Consider the following 18,094-nt stretch of genomic DNA (forward strand, 5'->3'; position numbering starts at 1 on the left):
CGTTTATCCCAGCTCCCTGGCGATTAAGGCCGCGGTTTCTTCGGCCATGGTTCTGATTTCCTGCGCATCCCTGCCTTCGATCATGACCCTGACCAGCGGCTCTGTCCCGGAGTAGCGAACTAAAAGCCGGCCCTCATCTCCCATGGCCTCCTGGATCAGCTGGCATTGATTCTTGATCTCAGGAATTTCCATCAGGTCCACCCGTTTTGACACCCTGACGTTAAGCAGGATCTGCGGAAAGCTCTCCATGATCCCGGCCAGTTCGGACAGGGATTTTCCTTCCCGTTTCATGACGGCCAGGACCTGCAAGGCGCTCAAGACGCCGTCCCCGGTCGTGTTATGGTCCAGAAAAAGCAAATGGCCGGACTGCTCTCCGCCGAAATTATAGCCCCCCTGGCGCATCCTTTCAACGACATAACGGTCCCCGACATCGGTTTGAATCAGGTCAAGGCCTAAATTTTTCAAGGCTATTTTCAGGCCGAGGTTACTCATGACAGTGGCGACCACGGTTTTCCGGGCCAGGAGACCCCGGCGATCCAGGTCCCGGGCACAAATGGCCATGATGTGATCGCCATCCACGATCTTTCCCTGCTGATCAATAAAGATGACCCGGTCGGCGTCCCCGTCCAGAGCCAGGCCCAGGTCGGCCTGCTTCTCAAGAACCACAGCCGCTGTTACCTCAGGGTGGAGAGAGCCGCAGTTGAGGTTGATGTTCTCGCCGTTGGGTTCGGCATTGATGAGAATGACTTCCGCTCCCAGCTCCTCAAAGACCGCGGGCGCGCATTTATAGGCCGCACCGTTGGCGGCATCAACGACCAGTCGCAGGCCGGCGAGCGTCATGTCCTGAGGAAAGGTGCTTTTCAAGAAAAGAACGTAGCGCTGAGCCGCGTCCTCAAGGCGATCAATCCGGCCTATCTCGCTGGCCAAGGGCCTGAGCGAGTCCATTGCACCTGAGAAGACGAGGTCCTCGATCTGAACCTCCACCTCATCGGGCAGCTTGAAACCATCATGAGAAAAGATCTTGATCCCGTTGTCTTGAAATGGGTTGTGGGAGGCAGAAATGACAACCCCGGCGTCGGCTCCCAGCCTCGTGGTCAGAAAGGCGACACCCGGTGTGGGTAAAAGCCCGGCCAGAAGCACATCCACGCCCATGGAGCAGATACCGCTGGCCATGGCGTTTTCAAGCATGTATCCTGAGAGGCGCGTGTCTTTGCCAATGATGATCTTGGCCCGCTTACCGGCATCTTTTTTTGCAATGCAGGCCGCACCCCGGCCGATCTGCACGGCCATTTCGGGGGTCATGGGGTGCTCATTGGCCTTTCCGCGCACGCCGTCTGTGCCAAAGAGCTTTCGTTCATTCTGATTCACGGATTCTCTGTCGTTTTTTTAAATCACACCTTTTCATGCTTGACAGCCTTAACCACGGCCAGGGTCTGTCGAGTCAGATCAATATTGTGCACCCGCAGGATATGCGCGCCTTTATAAGCCGCCAGCGCGATAACGGCTGCCGAGGCCACGTCCCGCTCCTTGGGCAGGGCACCGCCCAGAATCTGTCCCAGAAACGCCTTGCGGGAAGGGCCGACCATAACGGGGCGTCCAAGGGCGATAAATTCTTCCAGGCGGTTGATCAGGGTCAGGTTGTGATTAAATGTTTTACCAAATCCAATGCCCGGATCAATGATGATCATTTCTCTGGCCAGGCCCATATTCTCGGCCCTTTCAGCGGCCTCAACCAGGAAGGACTTGACCTCGCCCATCAAATCCTGATAGGTCGGGTTATCCTGCATGGTCCGGGGTTCTCCCTGCATGTGCATCAAAATGAGAGGCACACCGGCTCGGGAGGCTACTAAAATAAGTTCCGGGTCGAGCCGACCGGCGCTGATATCGTTGATCATCGAAGCACCGGCTTGCAGGGCGGCCTTGGCAACGCCGGATTTGCAGGTGTCTATGGACAGGGGAACAGTAACCTGCCTGACCAGGGACTCGATGACCGGGATAACCCGGCGCAGCTCCTCCTCTTGGCTCACAGACCTGGCTCCAGGACGGGTGGATTCCCCGCCTATATCCAAAATGTCCGCGCCTGCTTCAACGAGATGCAGCCCGTGGGCCACAGCCGAATCCTGAGCGTAAAAGTCTTTGCCATCGGAAAATGAATCGGGTGTGACATTGATCACACCCATGATGTGGGGCCGCGCTTTGAGGTCCAGACACCACTGACCCCATTTAAGCCTGAAATTACTCAAGATTATTTACTAACTTGCTGATTTTTGATCGAACTGCGCCGGTTCGCTGGCATGGTCCTGATCGCCTTGCTCGCGGGCTAGGGCTGGAGCCACGATCTCGTCAATCTCATTGCTGTCCAGGGTCTCCTTTTCCAGGAGGGTTTGGGCCAGAGTATGAAGGACATCTATGTTCCGCTTCAGGAAATCCGTGGCCCGGTCATGGCTGCCCTTGATCAGAGCCGAGACTTCAGCATCAATCATTTGAGCTGTCTTTTCGCTGTAGTCTCGATGCTGGGCGAACTCCCGCCCCAAGAAAATCTGCTCCTCTTTCTTGCCAAAGGCCAATGGCCCCAGCTTCTTGCTCATACCCCAGTCACAAATCATCTTTCGGGCCAGTTCGGTGGCTCGTTCGATGTCATCGCCAGCGCCGGTAGTCATATCGTTGAGGACCAGTTCCTCGGCCGACCTTCCGCCCAAAAGCATCGCCAGATTCCCAAGCAGGAACTCCTGGGGGTAGGTGTGCTTTTCATCCATGGGCAGCTGCTGCGTCAGGCCGAGGGCCCGACCTCGGGGGATAATGGTCACCTTGTGAATCGGGTCACTCCCGGGGATGAGTTTGGCCACCAGAACATGACCGGCCTCATGGTAGGCGGTGTTGCGCTTCTCCTCGTCAGAGATGATCATGCTCCGCCTTTCTTTGCCCATCAAGACCTTGTCCTTGGCCTCCTCAAAATCGCTCATGTCAACTTTTTCCTTGCTCTCGCGGGCAGCCAGTAAGGCGGCTTCATTGACCAGATTCTCGATATCCGCTCCGCAAAAACCCGGCATTCCACGAGCGAGGACGGAACGATCCACGTCATCGGCCAAAGGGATACGGCGGGTATGCACTTCGAGGATTTTTTCCCGGCCCTTGATGTCGGGCACGGGCACGACTACCTGCCGGTCGAAACGCCCGGGCCTCAAAAGGGCCGGGTCCAGGACATCAGGCCGGTTCGTGGCAGAAATCAGGATAACCCCTTCACTAGACTCAAAACCATCCATCTCGACCAGAAGCTGGTTCAGGGTCTGTTCGCGTTCGTCATGACCGCCGCCCAGGCCAGCCCCGCGGTGGCGGCCCACAGCGTCTAACTCATCAATGAAAATGATGCACGGAGCACTCTTTTTACCCTGGACAAAGAGGTCCCGGACGCGGGAAGCGCCCACTCCGACGAACATTTCCACGAAATCGGAACCGCTGATGGAAAAAAACGGCACCTCGGCCTCACCGGCGATGGCACGCGCGAGCAAGGTCTTACCCGTGCCCGGCGAGCCCATGAGCAGGACCCCTTTAGGAATGCGGCCTCCCAGGCGAGTGAACCTCTTCGGGTCTCTCAGGAATTCAATAATCTCCTCCAGCTCCTCTTTAGCCTCCTCGATCCCGGCCACGTCATCAAAAGTGACCTTATGAAATTGATCGGTTTGGAGTTGCGCTCTGCTTTTGCCAAAGGAGAGAGGCCCCTTTCCAGCCCCGCCTTGCATCTGGCGCATAAAGAATATCCAAACGCCGATGAGGAGGAGCATGGGAAACCAGGATATGAGGATCGTCATATACCAGGGCGAATCGTCTGCTGGCTCGGCTGAAATTTTGATATTCTTTGCCCGCAGCGTTTTTATCAGATCCGGATCATTCGGGACGTAGCTCGTGAATTTTTGGCCGTCAATCCGATTGCCAGTGATTTCATTGCCTTTGATAATCACTTCGGAGACCTCGCCTTGCTGAATGGAGGTCATGAGTTCGCTGTATGCGACCAGATTAGAGGTCGGCTGGCGGTTGTTGAACAAATTGAAAAGCAGGATCATCATCAGACTGATGACCAGCCACAAAGCTAGATTTTTATAGAAAGGACTCAAAAATTTTTCTCCCAGGGTCAACCCTTATACACGGGGTTGTCAGCTCAGTCAACTTTCTTTGTTTACAGCATTAAATTATATTTCGATTCTTGAAAATATTCAAGATAAATACGTTTTTAAGTCAAAGCGGCCTTCTTAAGGGTAAGCACCACTGCCTGCCTGGTCTCAGTTCCCGCACGGACCCTCTCGGCGATCCTTAAGCCCCCAACCCAGACAATACCCTCCTGATCAAGGACCAAGGGTGTTCTGGGCCGCAGACGGGCCGGAACCTTGGCGTCAATGAAAAAATCATGTAACTTCTTACGGCCCTTCATCCCTAAAGGCTGAAAACGGTCCCCTGGACGCTGGTTCCGGACCAGCAGGGGCAGTGCCAGTCGGTTTAAATCCATTACTGCCTGAAAAGGGCCGAGATTCCGCGGCTCTGAATGTTGAAACTCATTAGAGATATCCGCTCGCAATTCAAGACCGAGCTCTTTAAGATGAACCAGGCCTGGAAGAACCAGGGGATACTCAAAAGAGACATCAGCCTCACGTGGAGGCGTGCCTAAAAAAAGATATTCCCCTTGGACCCAGGCTCGAAGCCCTGCTGGAAGATCCAGACCCCGGTCCGTGCCTGAAGATGCCAGTTCCAAAACGTCCTCCACATGAGCCATTGTCAGGGCCTGAGTCTGCCCGGTTAAACACCGCACCCCTTCTCGAACCAGGCGACGCCCCAACGCCCGGTTTAAACCGGTCAGCTGTCCGGCCAGCAGCCGAATTGCCTCTTCCCCCTTCTCCCAACCCACACCTGGTTTTAACCCGACCAGGATTTCCTCCCAGGCCGATTCTTCTGCTTGAATAAGCCGGGCCGTTCGGACTAACGCGGCTTTAACGGCCGGATTATAATCCTGAGCCATACGGGGGAGAAGATCGTGACGAACCCGGTTCCGGGTAAAGCTCAAGCTCCTGTTACTGCTGTCCTCAACCCAGCTCAGGCCTTTGGCCTTTAGATAATCCAGAAGCTCTTCCTTCCAAAAAGTCAATAATGGCCGCAGGATATGTCCCTGCCGGACTGGAGGGATACCAGCCAGGCCCTGAGGACCAGCGCCTCGCATCAGGTTCAGGAGAAGGACCTCTGCGTTGTCATCGGCCGTGTGGCCGGTGGCGATATAATCTGCATTCCGCTCATGCCGAACCCGCTCCAGGAAGCGGTAACGGGCTTTACGCGCCGCCTCTTCCACAGAAAGCGATTCGGCCCGGGCCAGAGCCTGGCAGTCTGCCTTGGCCCAGATGAAAGGCGCGTCCAGCTCCTGAGCCATGCTTTCAGCTGCTTTTCGGTCCCTCTGGCTTTCGGAACCTCTGAGGCCATGGTCCAGATGAGCCGTGATCAATTCAATACCGAGCGCACCTGATACGGCCCGCAAGAGAGTTAGCAGGGCGGTTGAATCTGCACCCCCAGAGAATGCCACCACCAGCCTTTGACCTGGCTGAGGTTTAACCAGGGCCAAAAAAGCTTCGCAAAAACGAGCCTCCAGGGCTTGAGTAATGGTATCTTCCTTTGAACTAACCGGGCTCATATTTATAAACTATATTTGTTTCAAGCGGTTAAGACAAGAGATTTAATAAGTGTATTTGCTTTTAGCCTGACGGGGTGATAAAATAAAGTTCACAGTTTGAAAAAGAAATTTGGGATTCAATATAAAGAACGACCCAAAGGAGCTTTAAATTCAATGAGTCCTGAAAATTTACAGAGCGATCTGAGTATCGCGGCTGAAGAAGCATATTCTGACGGCGAAATCATCTTTCAAGAAGGCAGTTCCGGGGACTGGATTTACACCATCCTCTCTGGCAAGGTGGAAATATATAAAGTCATCGGTGGCAAGAAGATCGTGGTTGATATTCTCCAACCTGGTGATATCTTTGGTGAAGTCAGCTTCGTTGACAGGAAGCCCCGCTCTGCCTCGGCCAAAGCCGCGGGCGAGGTCAAATTGGGAGTCTATGACCGGGATTTTCTGATTCAGGAATACAACAAGCTGCCCAGCGACTTTCGACGTGTTTTTGACTTTATGGCCCGACGTTTGCGCAAAATGACCAACGTGGCCGCTAATCTGGCCGGTCGGAAAACAGAACGGGTGGAGCAGACAATCGAGGTTCATTACAAGAGCGCCGATGAATTTTATAAAGCCTACTCAAAAAACATCGGCGGTGGCGGCCTCTTCCTCAAGATCAATAACCTGCTGCAAGTTGGAACCGAGGTGAATCTCAAATTTACCCTGCCAGGGGATGATCTGCCTTTCAATACTGCCGGTAAGGTTGTTTGGCTGAAAGAGACTGAGGAAAAAGGGATGGGCATCCAATTTACTAACCTCAGCACCCAGGATCAGATTCGGCTAAACGCTTTCCTGCGCCAGCACATCAAAGATTAGTCCTGATGAGTGAACCGCTCATATGTCCTCATTGTCAGGGTATGGTCCAGCGCTATCGCAGCCCAGCCCTGACAGTGGATATTATCATCGAGATCGAGGGTCAAGGCATTGTGCTTATCGAACGCTTGAACCCGCCCTTGGGCTGGGCTCTGCCTGGCGGATATGTTGATTATGGGGAAACGCTGGAGCAGGCGGCCTGCCGGGAGGCCCTGGAAGAAACCAGTCTCGAGGTGGAGGAGCTTCGTCAATTTCGGGCCTACTCAGATCCGAACCGTGATCCGAGGCAGCATTCTGTGACCCATGTTTTTTTAGCCAAGGCTCGAGGCATCCCCAGAGGCAGAGATGACGCTCGCCGGGCCGAGGTTTTCTGGGCCACGAGGCTGCCAGCGCCCCTGGCGTTTGACCATGCAAAAATCATTAATGATTATTTTGAGTTTACGGCCTCGAAAGGCTGCGAGCTGGCTTCAAAAGGGGGAGAATGATGATGGAGGAGAAAATTAATCCAGAGGAGCAGAAGCTCCTTCTCAAACTGGCCAGATCATTCATTGAAGGCAGGCTTAAGGGTGGCGTAACGCCTCCGGAAATTCAGCCCATACCACCCTTCTCCACACCTTGCGGCGCCTTTGTCACCCTACGCAAGGCCGGTCAACTCCGGGGCTGCATTGGGACCTTCTCGGCGCAAAATTCCCTAAGTAAAACTGTCGAGGAGATGGCCCTGGCCGCGGCGTTTCAGGATCCGCGGTTCCCGCCGCTCAGGCCGGATGAACTCCAGGAGATTGATCTGGAAATCTCAGCTCTGTCACCCATGCGTGAGGTGGAAAGCGTTGATGAGATCGAGGTCGGCCGCGACGGGATTTACATTACCCAGGGGCCTTACAGCGGGGTGCTCCTCCCTCAGGTCGCCACGGAAAATAACTGGGACAAACAGACTTTTTTAGAACAAACCTGTTTGAAAGCCGGTCTGGACCGAGATTGCTGGCGCTCAAAGGAGACGCAGATATTTATTTTTTCAGCCCAGGTTTTTGGTGAATAAAGTCTTGGGTCCATCGTTTCTGTTTGACGGAAACGAGGTGATGTTTAATTTTTAGTTTTTGTTTTGTTTGAATTTTTCTTTCAAACGCGCGTTAACGACTTCAGGCACCAGGCCTTCAATGTTGCCGCCAAAAGAGGCCGCTTCTTTTATAATGGCCGAGCTGATATAAAACCATCTGTAATCGGTCATCATAAAGATTGACTGGATGTCCCGATTAAGGCGCCGGTTCATCAGAGCCAATTGAAACTCGAACTCGAAGTCAGACAGGGCCCTGATTCCCCGCAAGATAATGTTTGAACCCCGACTTTTGACATAATCAACAGTCAGCCCTTCAAAGGTGTCCACTTCAACGTGGTTATCATTATTTAAGGCTTCACGGATCATTTCCACCCGTTCGTTGACACTGAAAAGCGCATCCTTCCCAGGATTGACGGCCACGGCGATGATGATTTTATCGAAGATCTGAAGGCTTCTGCGTATCAGGCTCAAGTGTCCGTTTGTGATGGGGTCAAAAGAACCTGGGTAGATTGCAGTTTTTGACATGCTGTTCCTCCTTATGAAATATGTACAACTCTAAACACAACCCGACTTTATCCCGGGTTAATCATCCACCTAAGAACCCTTATAAACAAAAAAAACAACTTTGGTTTGACCATATATTCGCTCCTCGGTCAAGGACCAATTTTTACTGATCTGACTCAGGTCTTCCTTGCGCCAGTATTCGGCCACCACCAGGGTATCGGGGGAGGCGAGCCTGAACCGAACCATCATGCTCAAGGCTCGCTGGATCAAATCCTCGCAGTATGGTGGGTCCATAAAAACCAGGTCAAATTGTTTGGCTTCATTTTTAAGAGGTCCCGGCCCTCGATTAAGGTCAATCTTCAGGATCCGTGTTGATTCTTTCAACCCCAATGCGTCAATATTGCGGTTAATAGCGGCCAGAGCTTCGGGCCGTTTGTCCACAAAGACCGCCCTGATCGCGCCCCGGCTCATAGCCTCAAGGCCTAGAGCGCCTGTTCCGGCAAAAAGATCCAGGACTTTGCGTCCTTCCACCCCAGGGCCCAGGATATTAAAGATCGCTTCCCGGACGCGGTCAGCCGTGGGCCTGACGGCCAGCCCGCGCGGAACGATGAGGCGGCGTCCCCGGTACTTTCCCCCGATTATGCGCATGGGCTCCTTAACAAGAGAAAGCGTCTCAATTTTTCATTTCGAGTCTGGAACTGAGACTGCCAGCGGTGCTGCCTTATTTTTTCATTTCAGGAAGATGTATCTCTGAGTCAAGGCGCCCGCTCAAGACAGGCCGCTGATTACCTTGGAGGCGGTTCCCACGGCCCTAAAGGCTTCGATATATTCTCTGGCCGTCTGAAAGGCCTTCTCGACAATCTGGCTTTTAGCCTCCTGTGGAATTGAATCAATCTTGTTTTTAAAGGGCTTGGTAGCCTCTTTGATGTTCTTGCCAGCCTCAGCCGCCCATTCTTTCATTTCAGTCATTAAATCGGGTGGCAGGAATTCATAAACGACATTCTGCCAGTGGGTGCCTACATTACCCTTGCGAATGCCATAGTCGGCAAAACGGCCCACCAAATGCAGCGGGGTGCCTGTGATACCGTGCTGAGCGATGACGTAACCATATTCTTTAATCGCTTCGTAGATCTCAGCTGTCCGGTTCAGGTCAATGGATACCGGTTCGCCGTCAAGGTAGTTCCCGTGTTTGGAACCGTTGTTAATAGCCAGCAGATTGGCTGAGATATTGTTCGCCTTCAATCCGGAAACGAATTCAACCGCTTCGTCAACCGAGGTAACGGTCCCCTCGGAACCGGCCGACTTGATTTCACCCACTTCCACTTCCAGTCCGAGGCCAGCCTCCAGGATGGGCTGTGCCAGTGAGCTAGTGATGCGAATATTATCCGGGATTTCATTGAAGGAGGCGTCAATGGCATAGCTGCTGTAACCGGCCTCCAACTCGGCTTTGATCAAGGCCCGGGCCGCTGCTATTTCCTCCTCGCTGGTGTTCTTAACCGTGATATGGTCTCCATGAATGAAAAAAGGCCGGGTGAAATTACCGGCTTCAGCATATTCGACGATCGTCTCAAAGTAAATCTGAGGCGTCTGCCCGGTATACCCGCCGTCAATGTGCCCTTCGCTCTTAGCCAGCTCAAAGGCGACCACGGCGTCCAGTTCTTCAGCCGCCCGCATGATTCCGGGAATGGCATGACGAATGCGGGTATTGCAGGCCATGATGATGACTTTTTCTTCCCTGAGGACGTTTAAAATATCTCTGGAGTTGAGCAGGCAAACCCTGCTCGAAGGACCGAGTTTATCCAGCACGTTCAGCGGTCGCTTGGCCAGGAGACTCTCGGGAACGGTAAGCGGCATGATTAATTCCTCCTTCTGGTGATTCTTCTTGACTTCTAGCCGGGCGGATCGTTCGAGTCCGGCCGGCTAGCTAACCTTAAGAAGTCCCTTTTCGATCAAGACTTCTCCGATCTGAATGGTGTTGAGGGCAGCGCCCTTACGGACGTTGTCAGAGACGATCCACATGATAATGCCTCGGTCACAGGAGATATCCTCCCGAATACGACCGACAAAGGTGTCGTCCTTACCTGCGGCCTCCGAGGCCAGAGGATAATCATTCTTGGACGGATCGTCAATTACGGTCAGGCCAGGGGCCTTTTTCATGAGACGCCGCACCTCTTCCGGGGTTATTTTTTCCTGTGTTTCGATCCAAACCGCTTCGGAGTGGCTGTAAAAGACAGGCACCCGGACCGTTGTGGCTGAGATCATGATCGAATCATCACCCATGATTTTTCTGGTCTCGTTGACCATCTTCATTTCTTCCTTGGTATAGTCATTATCCAGAAAGACGTCAATATGAGGCAAACAGTTGAAAGCGATCCGGTGCGGGTAAACCTTTTTCTTCATCTCAGCGCCGCTGAGGAGGGCCCTGGTCTGATCGGCCAGTTCTTCAACCGCCTTCTGTCCGGTCCCGGATACGGCCTGGTAAGTTGAAACCACGATCCGTCTGATACCGACCGCGTCGTAAATTGGCTTAAGGGCTACGACCATCTGAATCGTGGAACAGTTGGGGTTGGCAATGATCCCGGGATGGCCTTTCAAGGCCCTGGGATTGACTTCGGGCACAACCAGTGGTATATGCGGCTCCATGCGAAAGGCCGAAGAATTATCAACGACCACGCATCCTGACTTTACGGCGTGAGGCGCAAACTCCTTGCTCACTGAAGCCCCAGCGGAAAAGAGGGCCAGATCACAGCCTTTAAAGGAATCTTTATCCAGAACTTCGACTGGAATATCCTTGTTGCAAAATTCGACCGTGCGACCGAGGGAACGTGATGACGCCAGCGGTTTGAGATTTTCCACTGGGAAATCCCGCTCGGCCAGGATTTTTACCATTTCCCGACCCACGGCCCCTGTGGCGCCTGCCACGGCGACGTTATATTTTTTACTCATTGCTTTCTCCCGGAATACCTTATTTTCTGCCTTCCTCTATGGTCTTTTCAATCCTGACTCAAGAGGTATTTTACCACTAGGTCACCGACTTCAGAGGTGGTGTGTCCCATGCGACCTGCGCCCAAATTTTTAACGTCACTTGCCAGGACCGCTTTGATCGCTTCTTCAATACCCTGTGCGGCCTCGGTCTGTCCCAGTTCAGCCAGCATCATCTGTCCGGCGGCAATGGCGGCCAGCGGGTTTATGAGGTTCTGCCCGGCGTATTTAGGCGCCGAGCCGCCAATGGGTTCGAACATGGAAACCCGGCCTGGATGAATGTTCCCGCCGGCGGCGATACCCATTCCGCCCTGGATCATGGCCCCCAGATCGGTGATGATGTCCCCGAACATATTGTCCGTCACGATAACGTCAAACCATTCCGGGTTTTTAACCATCCACATGCAGATGGCGTCCACATGGGCATAATCTGTTTCCACTTCCGGGAACCCGGCGGCCAGCTCATCAAAGGTCCGCTGCCACAGATCAAAGGCAAAGGTCAGCACGTTTGTTTTCCCGCACAGGGTCAACTTCTTTCTCTGGCTCCTGTCCCGCGCATACTTAAAGGCGTACTTAAGGCAGCGCTCCACCCCGAATCGGGTGTTGATTGATTCCTGGATAGCCACCTCCTGGGGGGTGCCTTTTTTCAAAAAACCGCCCCCTCCAGCGTAAAGGCCTTCCGTGTTTTCCCTGACAACCACGAAATTGATGTCTTCCGGTCCCTTATCCGCCAGCGGGGTGGCGACTCCCGGGTACAGCTTCACCGGCCGCAGGTTGATATACAGGTCCAGTTCAAAGCGCAGGTGGAGCAGGATACCTTTTTCCAGGATGCCCGGTTTAACCTCCGGATGGCCGATGGCGCCCAGATAGATGGCGTCTTGATCCTTGAGCTCGGAAAGAACGTTATCGGGCAGGAGATCGCCCGTGGCCAGGTAACGTGCTCCGCCCAGATCATAATCCTCCAGATTGAGCGTAAATCCATACTTGTCAGCAGCGGCAGTTAAAACCTTGCAGCCTTCTCGAATGACTTCCGGTCCGGTCCCGTCACCAGGCACCATGCCGATATCATAGGTTAAGCTCATAACAAATCAACCTCAGAGTCGTTTTTGTTTTTTTAATATATACGGTATCAGACCGCCGTCAGCCACCAGTTCGAGCATAAACTCCGGAATGGGTTGAAAGGCAAACCCCTTTCCCTGACTTAAATTCTTAACCCAACCGGCTTCTAAATCAACCTCAATCTCCTCGCCGGGAGAGAAATTTCCGGCCGCTTCAGCACATTCAATCAAAATAAGCCCGATGTTAAAGGCGTTGCGATAAAAGATACGGGCAAAGTACTGAGCCATGACACAGCTCACTCCCGAGGCTTTGATGGCCATCGGGGCCTGCTCCCGTGAAGACCCGCAACCAAAATTTTTCCCGGCCACAATGACATCCCCAGGCTTGACCCCCTTGGCAAAGGCCGGATCAATATCCTCCATACAATGCCCAACCAGTTCGGTCACATCCGTGGTGTTGAGGTAGCGGGCCGGGATAATGACGTCTGTATCCACATTATCGCCAAAGACAAAGGTGCGGCCGGTGTATTTCATTTACCCCTCCTATAAATCGTCCGGGCTAATAATGCGACCGGCCACGGCTGACGCGGCCGCGACCGCGGGATTGGCCAGAAAGACCTCGCTTTTTTGATGGCCCATTCGTCCGATAAAATTTCGGTTGGTCGTGGACACGGCCCGCTCTCCCTCGGCCAGGACTCCCATATACCCACCCAGGCAAGGCCCGCAGGTCGGGGGACTGATAACCGCCCCGGCGGAGAGAAATATCTCCAGGAGACCCTCTTTAAGGGCCGTACGATAGATGGTCGGCGTAACCGGAATAATGATCAGACGCACGCCGGGGGCGACATGGCGGCCTTTGAGCACCTCGGAGGCGAGACGAAGGTCTTCGATGCGGCCATTGGTACAGGACCCGATCACAGCCTGGTCAATGGACACGTCTTTCAACCTTGAAACGCCGACCACGTTTCCCGGCGAATAAGGCCTGGCCACCTGAGGTTCCAGCCCGCTGATCTCATACTCCCGAACCTCAATGTAGTTTGCGTCAGCATCGCTCTGATAGAAGGTATACTTACGTTTGGCCCTGGACTCGACATACTCTCGGGTGATTTCGTCCGGGGCAATGATCCCGTTCTTGGCCCCGGCTTCGACGGCCATGTTGGCCATAGTCAGCCGGCCCTCTAAGGAAAGGGCTTCAATGGTCGGGCCGCAGAATTCCATGGCCCGGTACCGCGCCCCGTCCACGCCGATATCGCCGATGGTCATCAGGATAAGGTCCTTGCCTCCGACCCATTTCAAAAGTGCGCCTCGGTAAATGAACTTCATTGACTGCGGCACCTTGAGCCAGGTCTGGCCGGTAATGAAAATACCAGCCGCATCCGTACTGCCCATTCCCGTGGCCATGGCCCCCAGGCCGCCGTAAGTGCAGGTATGGCTGTCCGCACCGACGACCAGATCACCGGGCAGGACCAGCCCCTGCTCAGGTAACAGGGCATGTTCGACTCCCATGCGGTCCAGCTCGAAGAAATGCTCGATTCCCTGCTCCAAGGCGAACTCCCGCACCTGCTTGACCATCTGGGCGGACTTGATGTCCTTGTTCGGGACAAAGTGATCAGGAACGAGCACGATCTTGTCCGGATCAAAGACCCTGGTAAACCCGGCCTCCTTAAAAACATCAATAGCCAGCGGCGCGGTGATATCGTTGGCCAAAACCAGATCAACCTCAACCTCGACCATCTGGCCGGGATGTATTTCTTCCACACCGGCGTGAGCCGCGATTATTTTTTCTGTAATCGTTGAACTCATAGATGCTGCCCCAGATCAATAAAGCGACCGGTATGGATTCTGCCTCATGGATTCCAGGCGGTTCAGGCCGGTGATGTACGCCTTGGCGCTGGCGATGATGATGTCCGGGTCGGATCCCTGTCCCAGTGCCACCCGGCCGTTTTCCTGGAGGCGCACGGTCACCTCGCCCTGAGCATCGGTCCCTCCGGTTAGACTGCTGATGCTGAAATGGATAAGCTTGCTCTGGGTTCCGGTCATTTTAGCGATGGTGTTATAGGTAGCGTCAATAGGCCCGGTGCCAAAACCCGCTCCCACCACCTGCTCGCCGTTGATTTCAATGGCCACCGTGGCCGTAGGACGGACAGTCGTGCCGGCGCTGACATTCAGATACACGAGCTTGTATTTCTCCGGGATTCGGACCAGTTCATCGGCCACGATAGCTTCGATGTCCTCATCAAAGACCTCTTTCTTCTTATCCGCCACCTCCTTGAACCGCCTGAAGAGGCGATTGAGGTCTTCAGCAGAAACCTTATAACCCAGGCTTTCCAGCTTATCCCTGAAGGCGTGGCGGCCTGAGGTTTTCCCGAGCACCAGCTTGCTTTTCTTGACGCCGATGTCCTGAGGCCGCATGATTTCGTATGTTACGGCTTCCTTGAGGACTCCATCCTGATGAATGCCTGATTCATGGGCAAAGGCGTTGGCCCCAATAATGGCCTTGTTGGACTGGACGGCCAGACCGGTGATCGTGCTGACCAGACGACTGGTGGCATAGATTTCAGCGGCATTAACGCGGGTATCGAGCCCGAGTAAGTCTGTTCGGGTCTTAAGGAGCATCACCACCTCCTCAAGAGCAGTATTGCCAGCCCTTTCGCCGATGCCATTGATTGTTACCTCGACCTGACGGGCGCCATTGAGTATAGCCGCCAGGGAGTTTGCCGTAGCCAGACCCAGATCGTTATGACAGTGAATGCTGATTATCGCCTTATCAATGTACGGTACGTTGTCGAAGAGATGCCTGATCAGGCCGCCGAACTCAGAAGGGATGGCATACCCGACCGTGTCCGGGATGTTGATGGTTGTTGCGCCGGCGTCAATGGTCGCCTCGACCACCTGAACCAGGTAGTCCCGGTCGGTCCGGGAAGCGTCCATGGGTGAAAATTCAACGTTTGAAGTATGCTTGGAGGCTTGCCGGACTCCGGCCACGGCCATCTCAAGGACTTGTTCCCTGGTCATCTGAAGCTGGTATTTGAGATGGATGTCCGAAGTGGATAAAAAGACATGCAGCCGAGGATCCTCAGCCATGGCAATAGCCTCCCAGGAAACCTCAATGTCCTTCTCAACGGGCCTGGTCAGGGCGGTGATCTGGCAGTCTCTGATCTCTTTGGCCATAAGGCTCACGGCTTCAAAGTCTCCCTGCGATGTCATGGGGAAGCCAGCCTCAATCACATCCACCTGTAACTTGGCCAGGGCCCGGGCCACCCTCAGCTTTTGGCTGACGTTCATGCTGGCGCCCGGTGATTGCTCTCCGTCGCGTAATGTGGTGTCAAAAATAATTACTCGATCAGCCATCCTTACCTCCAGTTAAACGAGTGTAATTATTACCCCAGCGTTACGAGGTCGGTCAAGCACTTTGGGGTTAAATCCTCCAACCGATCCTCTTCCCAGGAGATGGACTCTCACTATCGTAAGGAAAGAGCCACCTCACTCCAATCGCTTTAAGGCCGCTTTCAGAACTCCAGGTCCAGAAAAATCTCGGATCGAACGCGCCTCAAAAGATAAACCCATAAAAAAACCCCGCCTTGGTGGCGGGGTCTTTAATGCGCTAAGGTCTAGCTAAACGTGACTATAAACCACCCCGCCCCTGACAGCCGGTAAGGCCCAGAAGTAAAAGCAGGGATAATTTCAAGCCACGCTTCATTTTCAGTTCACTCCTAAAAAGCTGTTTATAAATAAACTATATTGATAGGTTATGTCAAGTTAAATTTTACCTTTTCCAAATTAAGGTGGTTGATGGGCCAAGGGAGAGTTTAATATTAATCATTCCTTGACTGGAAATTATGGATTCATCCAGTCTAGCCTGAGACCGCCTCGGTTGACTTATGATTCGCAAGCCTGATACCCTATGAGATCATTAATCGAGAAGGGATGATCCAATATGAAGAGCAAGGTATATGCGTGCGATATGCGGGCCGGGTACCGGGAAAACATGTTTGAAAAACTCGGCCGGCTTCTCGATGCTGTCGGATTAAGCCAGGGAATAAGGGCCCGGGACCTGGTTGCAATAAAATTACATTTCGGAGAAAAAGGCAACACCGGTTTTGTGAGGCCGGTTTTCGTGCGCCAGGTGGTAGATAAAATCAAATCCTTGCAGGCCCAGCCTTTCCTGACAGACGCCAATACCCTCTATGGCGGCGTTCGGAACGATTCGGCGCACCACCTTATAACTGCTATTGAAAATGGATTTGCCTTCTCCGTAATCCAGGCCCCGCTAATCATCGCCGACGGCCTGAAAGGCACCGCGGCCACCGAGGTCAAGATCAACCTGGAACGTATCCAGAGAGCCTATATCGCCACTGATATCGTTGAAGCTGACGCCCTGGTCAGTCTGGCCCACTTCAAAGGACATGAGCTGACAGGGTTTGGAGGAACGCTCAAAAACTTAGGCATGGGCTGCGCGGCGCGGCGAGGCAAGCTGGCCCAGCACTCCAACCTGTCGCCCAAGGTCAAATCCAAAAACTGTGACGCCTGCGGGGACTGTGTCGAGGCTTGCGCCCAGTCAGCCATCTCCATAATTGAAATAGAGAAAAGAAAAAAAGCCCGTATCAATCCTGAGAAATGCATTGGCTGCGGAGAATGCATCCTGGTGTGTCCGAACGATGCCATTCGGGTTCAATGGAACAAATCAATCCCTGAATTCATGGAGAAGATGGCGGAATACGCCGCGGCCGTCCTGAAAAATAAGAAAGGGAAGGCCTTTCTGCTCAACTTCCTGACCCAAATCTCGCCTGCCTGCGACTGTACGCCCCACACCGACGCCTCAATCGTGCGCGATGTGGGTATCCTGGCTTCCACGGACCCCGTGGCCATTGATCAGGCCTCTGTGGACCTGGTCAACCAGGAGCCCGGGCTTCCTGGAGCCTGCCCCGCCCAAGGAATTAAACCGGGTCAGGACAAATTCCGTGCGCTTTATCCCAAGGTGGACTGGTCAATTCAGCTAGAGTACGGCCAGAAGATCGGACTAGGCTCCCGAGACTACGATCTCGAGTGGCTTAAAACGAAATAGGCGCTTAAGGCTAAAACGTATGAGGCATTGATAGGTAAGTGTCGCTTTTAATAACACGGGCAAGCAATCTGGAAAGCGGGCCTGCATTAATAACATCTCCACCATCATTCAAGTGATCAGCTACCGAAATCAGGGCGTCTTCTCAACCCCATAATAACAAAGGAATCAGGCCCAGCAGGCCGATAAAAGCCACGGCAATCAATAAAAGAAGGATAAATGGCAGAAATAAAATAGCGAATAAGACCCGGAGGACCCCGATACCATGAGCCTGGCTCAGGCCAATAACCTGAAGGACGATCATCCAGATACCGGACACCAGGCCGCCGATGATCGGAACGATGTTAAAAATATAGCCGGCCATAACATAGGACAGGACGCGAAAGGTGGCTTCAAAACCGCTTTTATTGCCCCAGACAAGGATCAGCAAGAAATGGGTGAATAAGGAGTAAATAAAGAGACCGATTACGACCATAAAAGGCACCGAGGCCAAAAGAATAAATACCTGTCCTAATCGGAAGGATGATAAAGGGCCGAGGTCGCTCATGGAAGAGCCGAACATTAAGGGCATCCACTCTCCCAGCCCGGAACCCCCTCTGGTAAGGCCCCACAGGAGAGGCCAGAAGATGGAAAAACACAGGCCGATGGAACCAACCAACACGGCGAAGACCAGGGGAGACATTATGCCGCCCCTGATAGGCATCCGGGCAAAAAACTCTCCCGGTTGAAAAAGAACCATCCGGACTGTAATGAAAAAATCAGCGAAAAAACCGCCCTGCCGGCCCTCCCAGGGAATGTTGATCCAGGACGCAGCGGCTTGACCGGCCTCCTCGACACCTGGCATTACGACCGGTGCGCCTCTCTCCGGTTCCATTTGCTCCACCGGCGAAGCCTGCTCCTCAAAAGCAAACGTCTCTGAA

At 53.5% G+C, this 18,094-nt stretch carries 17 protein-coding genes; 4 read left to right on the top strand and 13 right to left on the bottom strand.

Features of this window, described 5'->3' with window-relative positions; all coding sequences use genetic code 11:
- Nucleotides 1-3: 3 nt before the first annotated feature.
- From JRI95_01100 to tilS, 4 genes are all read right to left on the bottom strand, one after another.
- The gene (locus JRI95_01100; GenBank protein ID MBW2060139.1) at nucleotides 4-1,368 is read right to left on the bottom strand and encodes a phosphoglucosamine mutase; all 1,365 of its coding nucleotides are present in this window, start codon (nucleotides 1,366-1,368) and stop codon (nucleotides 4-6) included.
- Between the two features lie 23 nt (nucleotides 1,369-1,391).
- Complete coding sequence (gene folP, locus JRI95_01105; protein ID MBW2060140.1) at nucleotides 1,392-2,180, bottom strand: dihydropteroate synthase; 789 nt, start codon at nucleotides 2,178-2,180, stop codon at nucleotides 1,392-1,394.
- 72 nt (nucleotides 2,181-2,252) lie between these two features.
- Entirely contained in the window at nucleotides 2,253-4,112 is a 1,860-nt protein-coding gene (gene ftsH, locus JRI95_01110; GenBank protein ID MBW2060141.1) for an ATP-dependent zinc metalloprotease FtsH, read from the bottom strand.
- Nucleotides 4,113-4,228: 116 nt separating this feature from the next.
- Nucleotides 4,229-5,668 carry a tRNA lysidine(34) synthetase TilS gene (gene tilS, locus JRI95_01115; GenBank protein ID MBW2060142.1) on the bottom strand — a complete coding sequence of 480 codons (1,440 nt, stop codon included), beginning with the start codon at nucleotides 5,666-5,668 and terminating at the stop codon, nucleotides 4,229-4,231.
- A gap of 153 nt (nucleotides 5,669-5,821) precedes the next feature.
- Here tilS and JRI95_01120 point away from each other — a divergent pair, with 153 nt between their 5' ends.
- Genes JRI95_01120 through amrA form a run of 3 tightly spaced genes read left to right on the top strand, consistent with a single transcriptional unit; the run spans nucleotide 5,822 to nucleotide 7,550 of the window.
- Nucleotides 5,822-6,517 (top strand): TIGR02266 family protein, encoded by a 696-nt coding sequence (locus JRI95_01120; GenBank protein ID MBW2060143.1) that lies wholly within the window; start codon nucleotides 5,822-5,824, stop codon nucleotides 6,515-6,517.
- Between the two features lie 5 nt (nucleotides 6,518-6,522).
- Complete coding sequence (locus JRI95_01125) at nucleotides 6,523-6,999, top strand: NUDIX hydrolase (GenBank protein MBW2060144.1); 477 nt, start codon at nucleotides 6,523-6,525, stop codon at nucleotides 6,997-6,999.
- A 2-nt stretch (nucleotides 7,000-7,001) separates the two neighbouring features.
- Nucleotides 7,002-7,550, top strand: coding sequence for an AmmeMemoRadiSam system protein A (gene amrA, locus JRI95_01130; GenBank protein ID MBW2060145.1), 549 nt, complete (start codon nucleotides 7,002-7,004; stop codon nucleotides 7,548-7,550).
- Nucleotides 7,551-7,601: 51 nt separating this feature from the next.
- On the opposite strand, the gene coaD is transcribed toward amrA, so the two are convergent.
- The 8 genes from coaD to JRI95_01170 form a co-directional block, all read right to left on the bottom strand.
- Nucleotides 7,602-8,093: a pantetheine-phosphate adenylyltransferase gene (gene coaD / locus JRI95_01135; GenBank protein ID MBW2060146.1), complete on the bottom strand. Its 492-nt coding sequence runs from the start codon at nucleotides 8,091-8,093 to the stop codon at nucleotides 7,602-7,604.
- Nucleotides 8,094-8,162: 69 nt separating this feature from the next.
- Entirely contained in the window at nucleotides 8,163-8,720 is a 558-nt protein-coding gene (gene rsmD, locus JRI95_01140; protein MBW2060147.1) for a 16S rRNA (guanine(966)-N(2))-methyltransferase RsmD, read from the bottom strand.
- Nucleotides 8,721-8,840: 120 nt separating this feature from the next.
- A complete protein-coding gene (locus JRI95_01145; GenBank protein MBW2060148.1) occupies nucleotides 8,841-9,926 on the bottom strand; it encodes a class II fructose-bisphosphate aldolase in 1,086 nt (361 codons plus the stop codon).
- 66 nt (nucleotides 9,927-9,992) lie between these two features.
- Nucleotides 9,993-11,018 (bottom strand): aspartate-semialdehyde dehydrogenase, encoded by a 1,026-nt coding sequence (locus JRI95_01150; protein ID MBW2060149.1) that lies wholly within the window; start codon nucleotides 11,016-11,018, stop codon nucleotides 9,993-9,995.
- Between the two features lie 47 nt (nucleotides 11,019-11,065).
- On the bottom strand, nucleotides 11,066-12,136 hold the full coding sequence (locus JRI95_01155) for a 3-isopropylmalate dehydrogenase (protein MBW2060150.1): 1,071 nt from the start codon (nucleotides 12,134-12,136) through the stop codon (nucleotides 11,066-11,068).
- Nucleotides 12,137-12,148: 12 nt separating this feature from the next.
- The gene (locus JRI95_01160) at nucleotides 12,149-12,646 is read right to left on the bottom strand and encodes a 3-isopropylmalate dehydratase small subunit (protein MBW2060151.1); all 498 of its coding nucleotides are present in this window, start codon (nucleotides 12,644-12,646) and stop codon (nucleotides 12,149-12,151) included.
- A gap of 9 nt (nucleotides 12,647-12,655) precedes the next feature.
- Nucleotides 12,656-13,915, bottom strand: a complete 1,260-nt coding sequence (leuC, locus tag JRI95_01165) for a 3-isopropylmalate dehydratase large subunit (protein ID MBW2060152.1) — start codon at nucleotides 13,913-13,915, stop codon at nucleotides 12,656-12,658.
- 15 nt (nucleotides 13,916-13,930) lie between these two features.
- Nucleotides 13,931-15,463, bottom strand: coding sequence for a 2-isopropylmalate synthase (locus JRI95_01170; protein ID MBW2060153.1), 1,533 nt, complete (start codon nucleotides 15,461-15,463; stop codon nucleotides 13,931-13,933).
- 586 nt (nucleotides 15,464-16,049) lie between these two features.
- Here JRI95_01170 and JRI95_01175 point away from each other — a divergent pair.
- Nucleotides 16,050-17,177 carry a DUF362 domain-containing protein gene (locus JRI95_01175; GenBank protein ID MBW2060154.1) on the top strand — a complete coding sequence of 376 codons (1,128 nt, stop codon included), beginning with the start codon at nucleotides 16,050-16,052 and terminating at the stop codon, nucleotides 17,175-17,177.
- Nucleotides 17,178-17,319: 142 nt separating this feature from the next.
- On the opposite strand, the gene JRI95_01180 is transcribed toward JRI95_01175, so the two are convergent.
- Entirely contained in the window at nucleotides 17,320-18,048 is a 729-nt protein-coding gene (locus tag JRI95_01180; protein ID MBW2060155.1) for a YIP1 family protein, read from the bottom strand.
- Between the last annotated feature and the right edge of the window lie 46 nt (nucleotides 18,049-18,094).

The organism is Deltaproteobacteria bacterium (assembly GCA_019308995.1).
Classification (GTDB): Bacteria; Desulfobacterota; Desulfarculia; order Adiutricales; family JAFDHD01; genus JAFDHD01.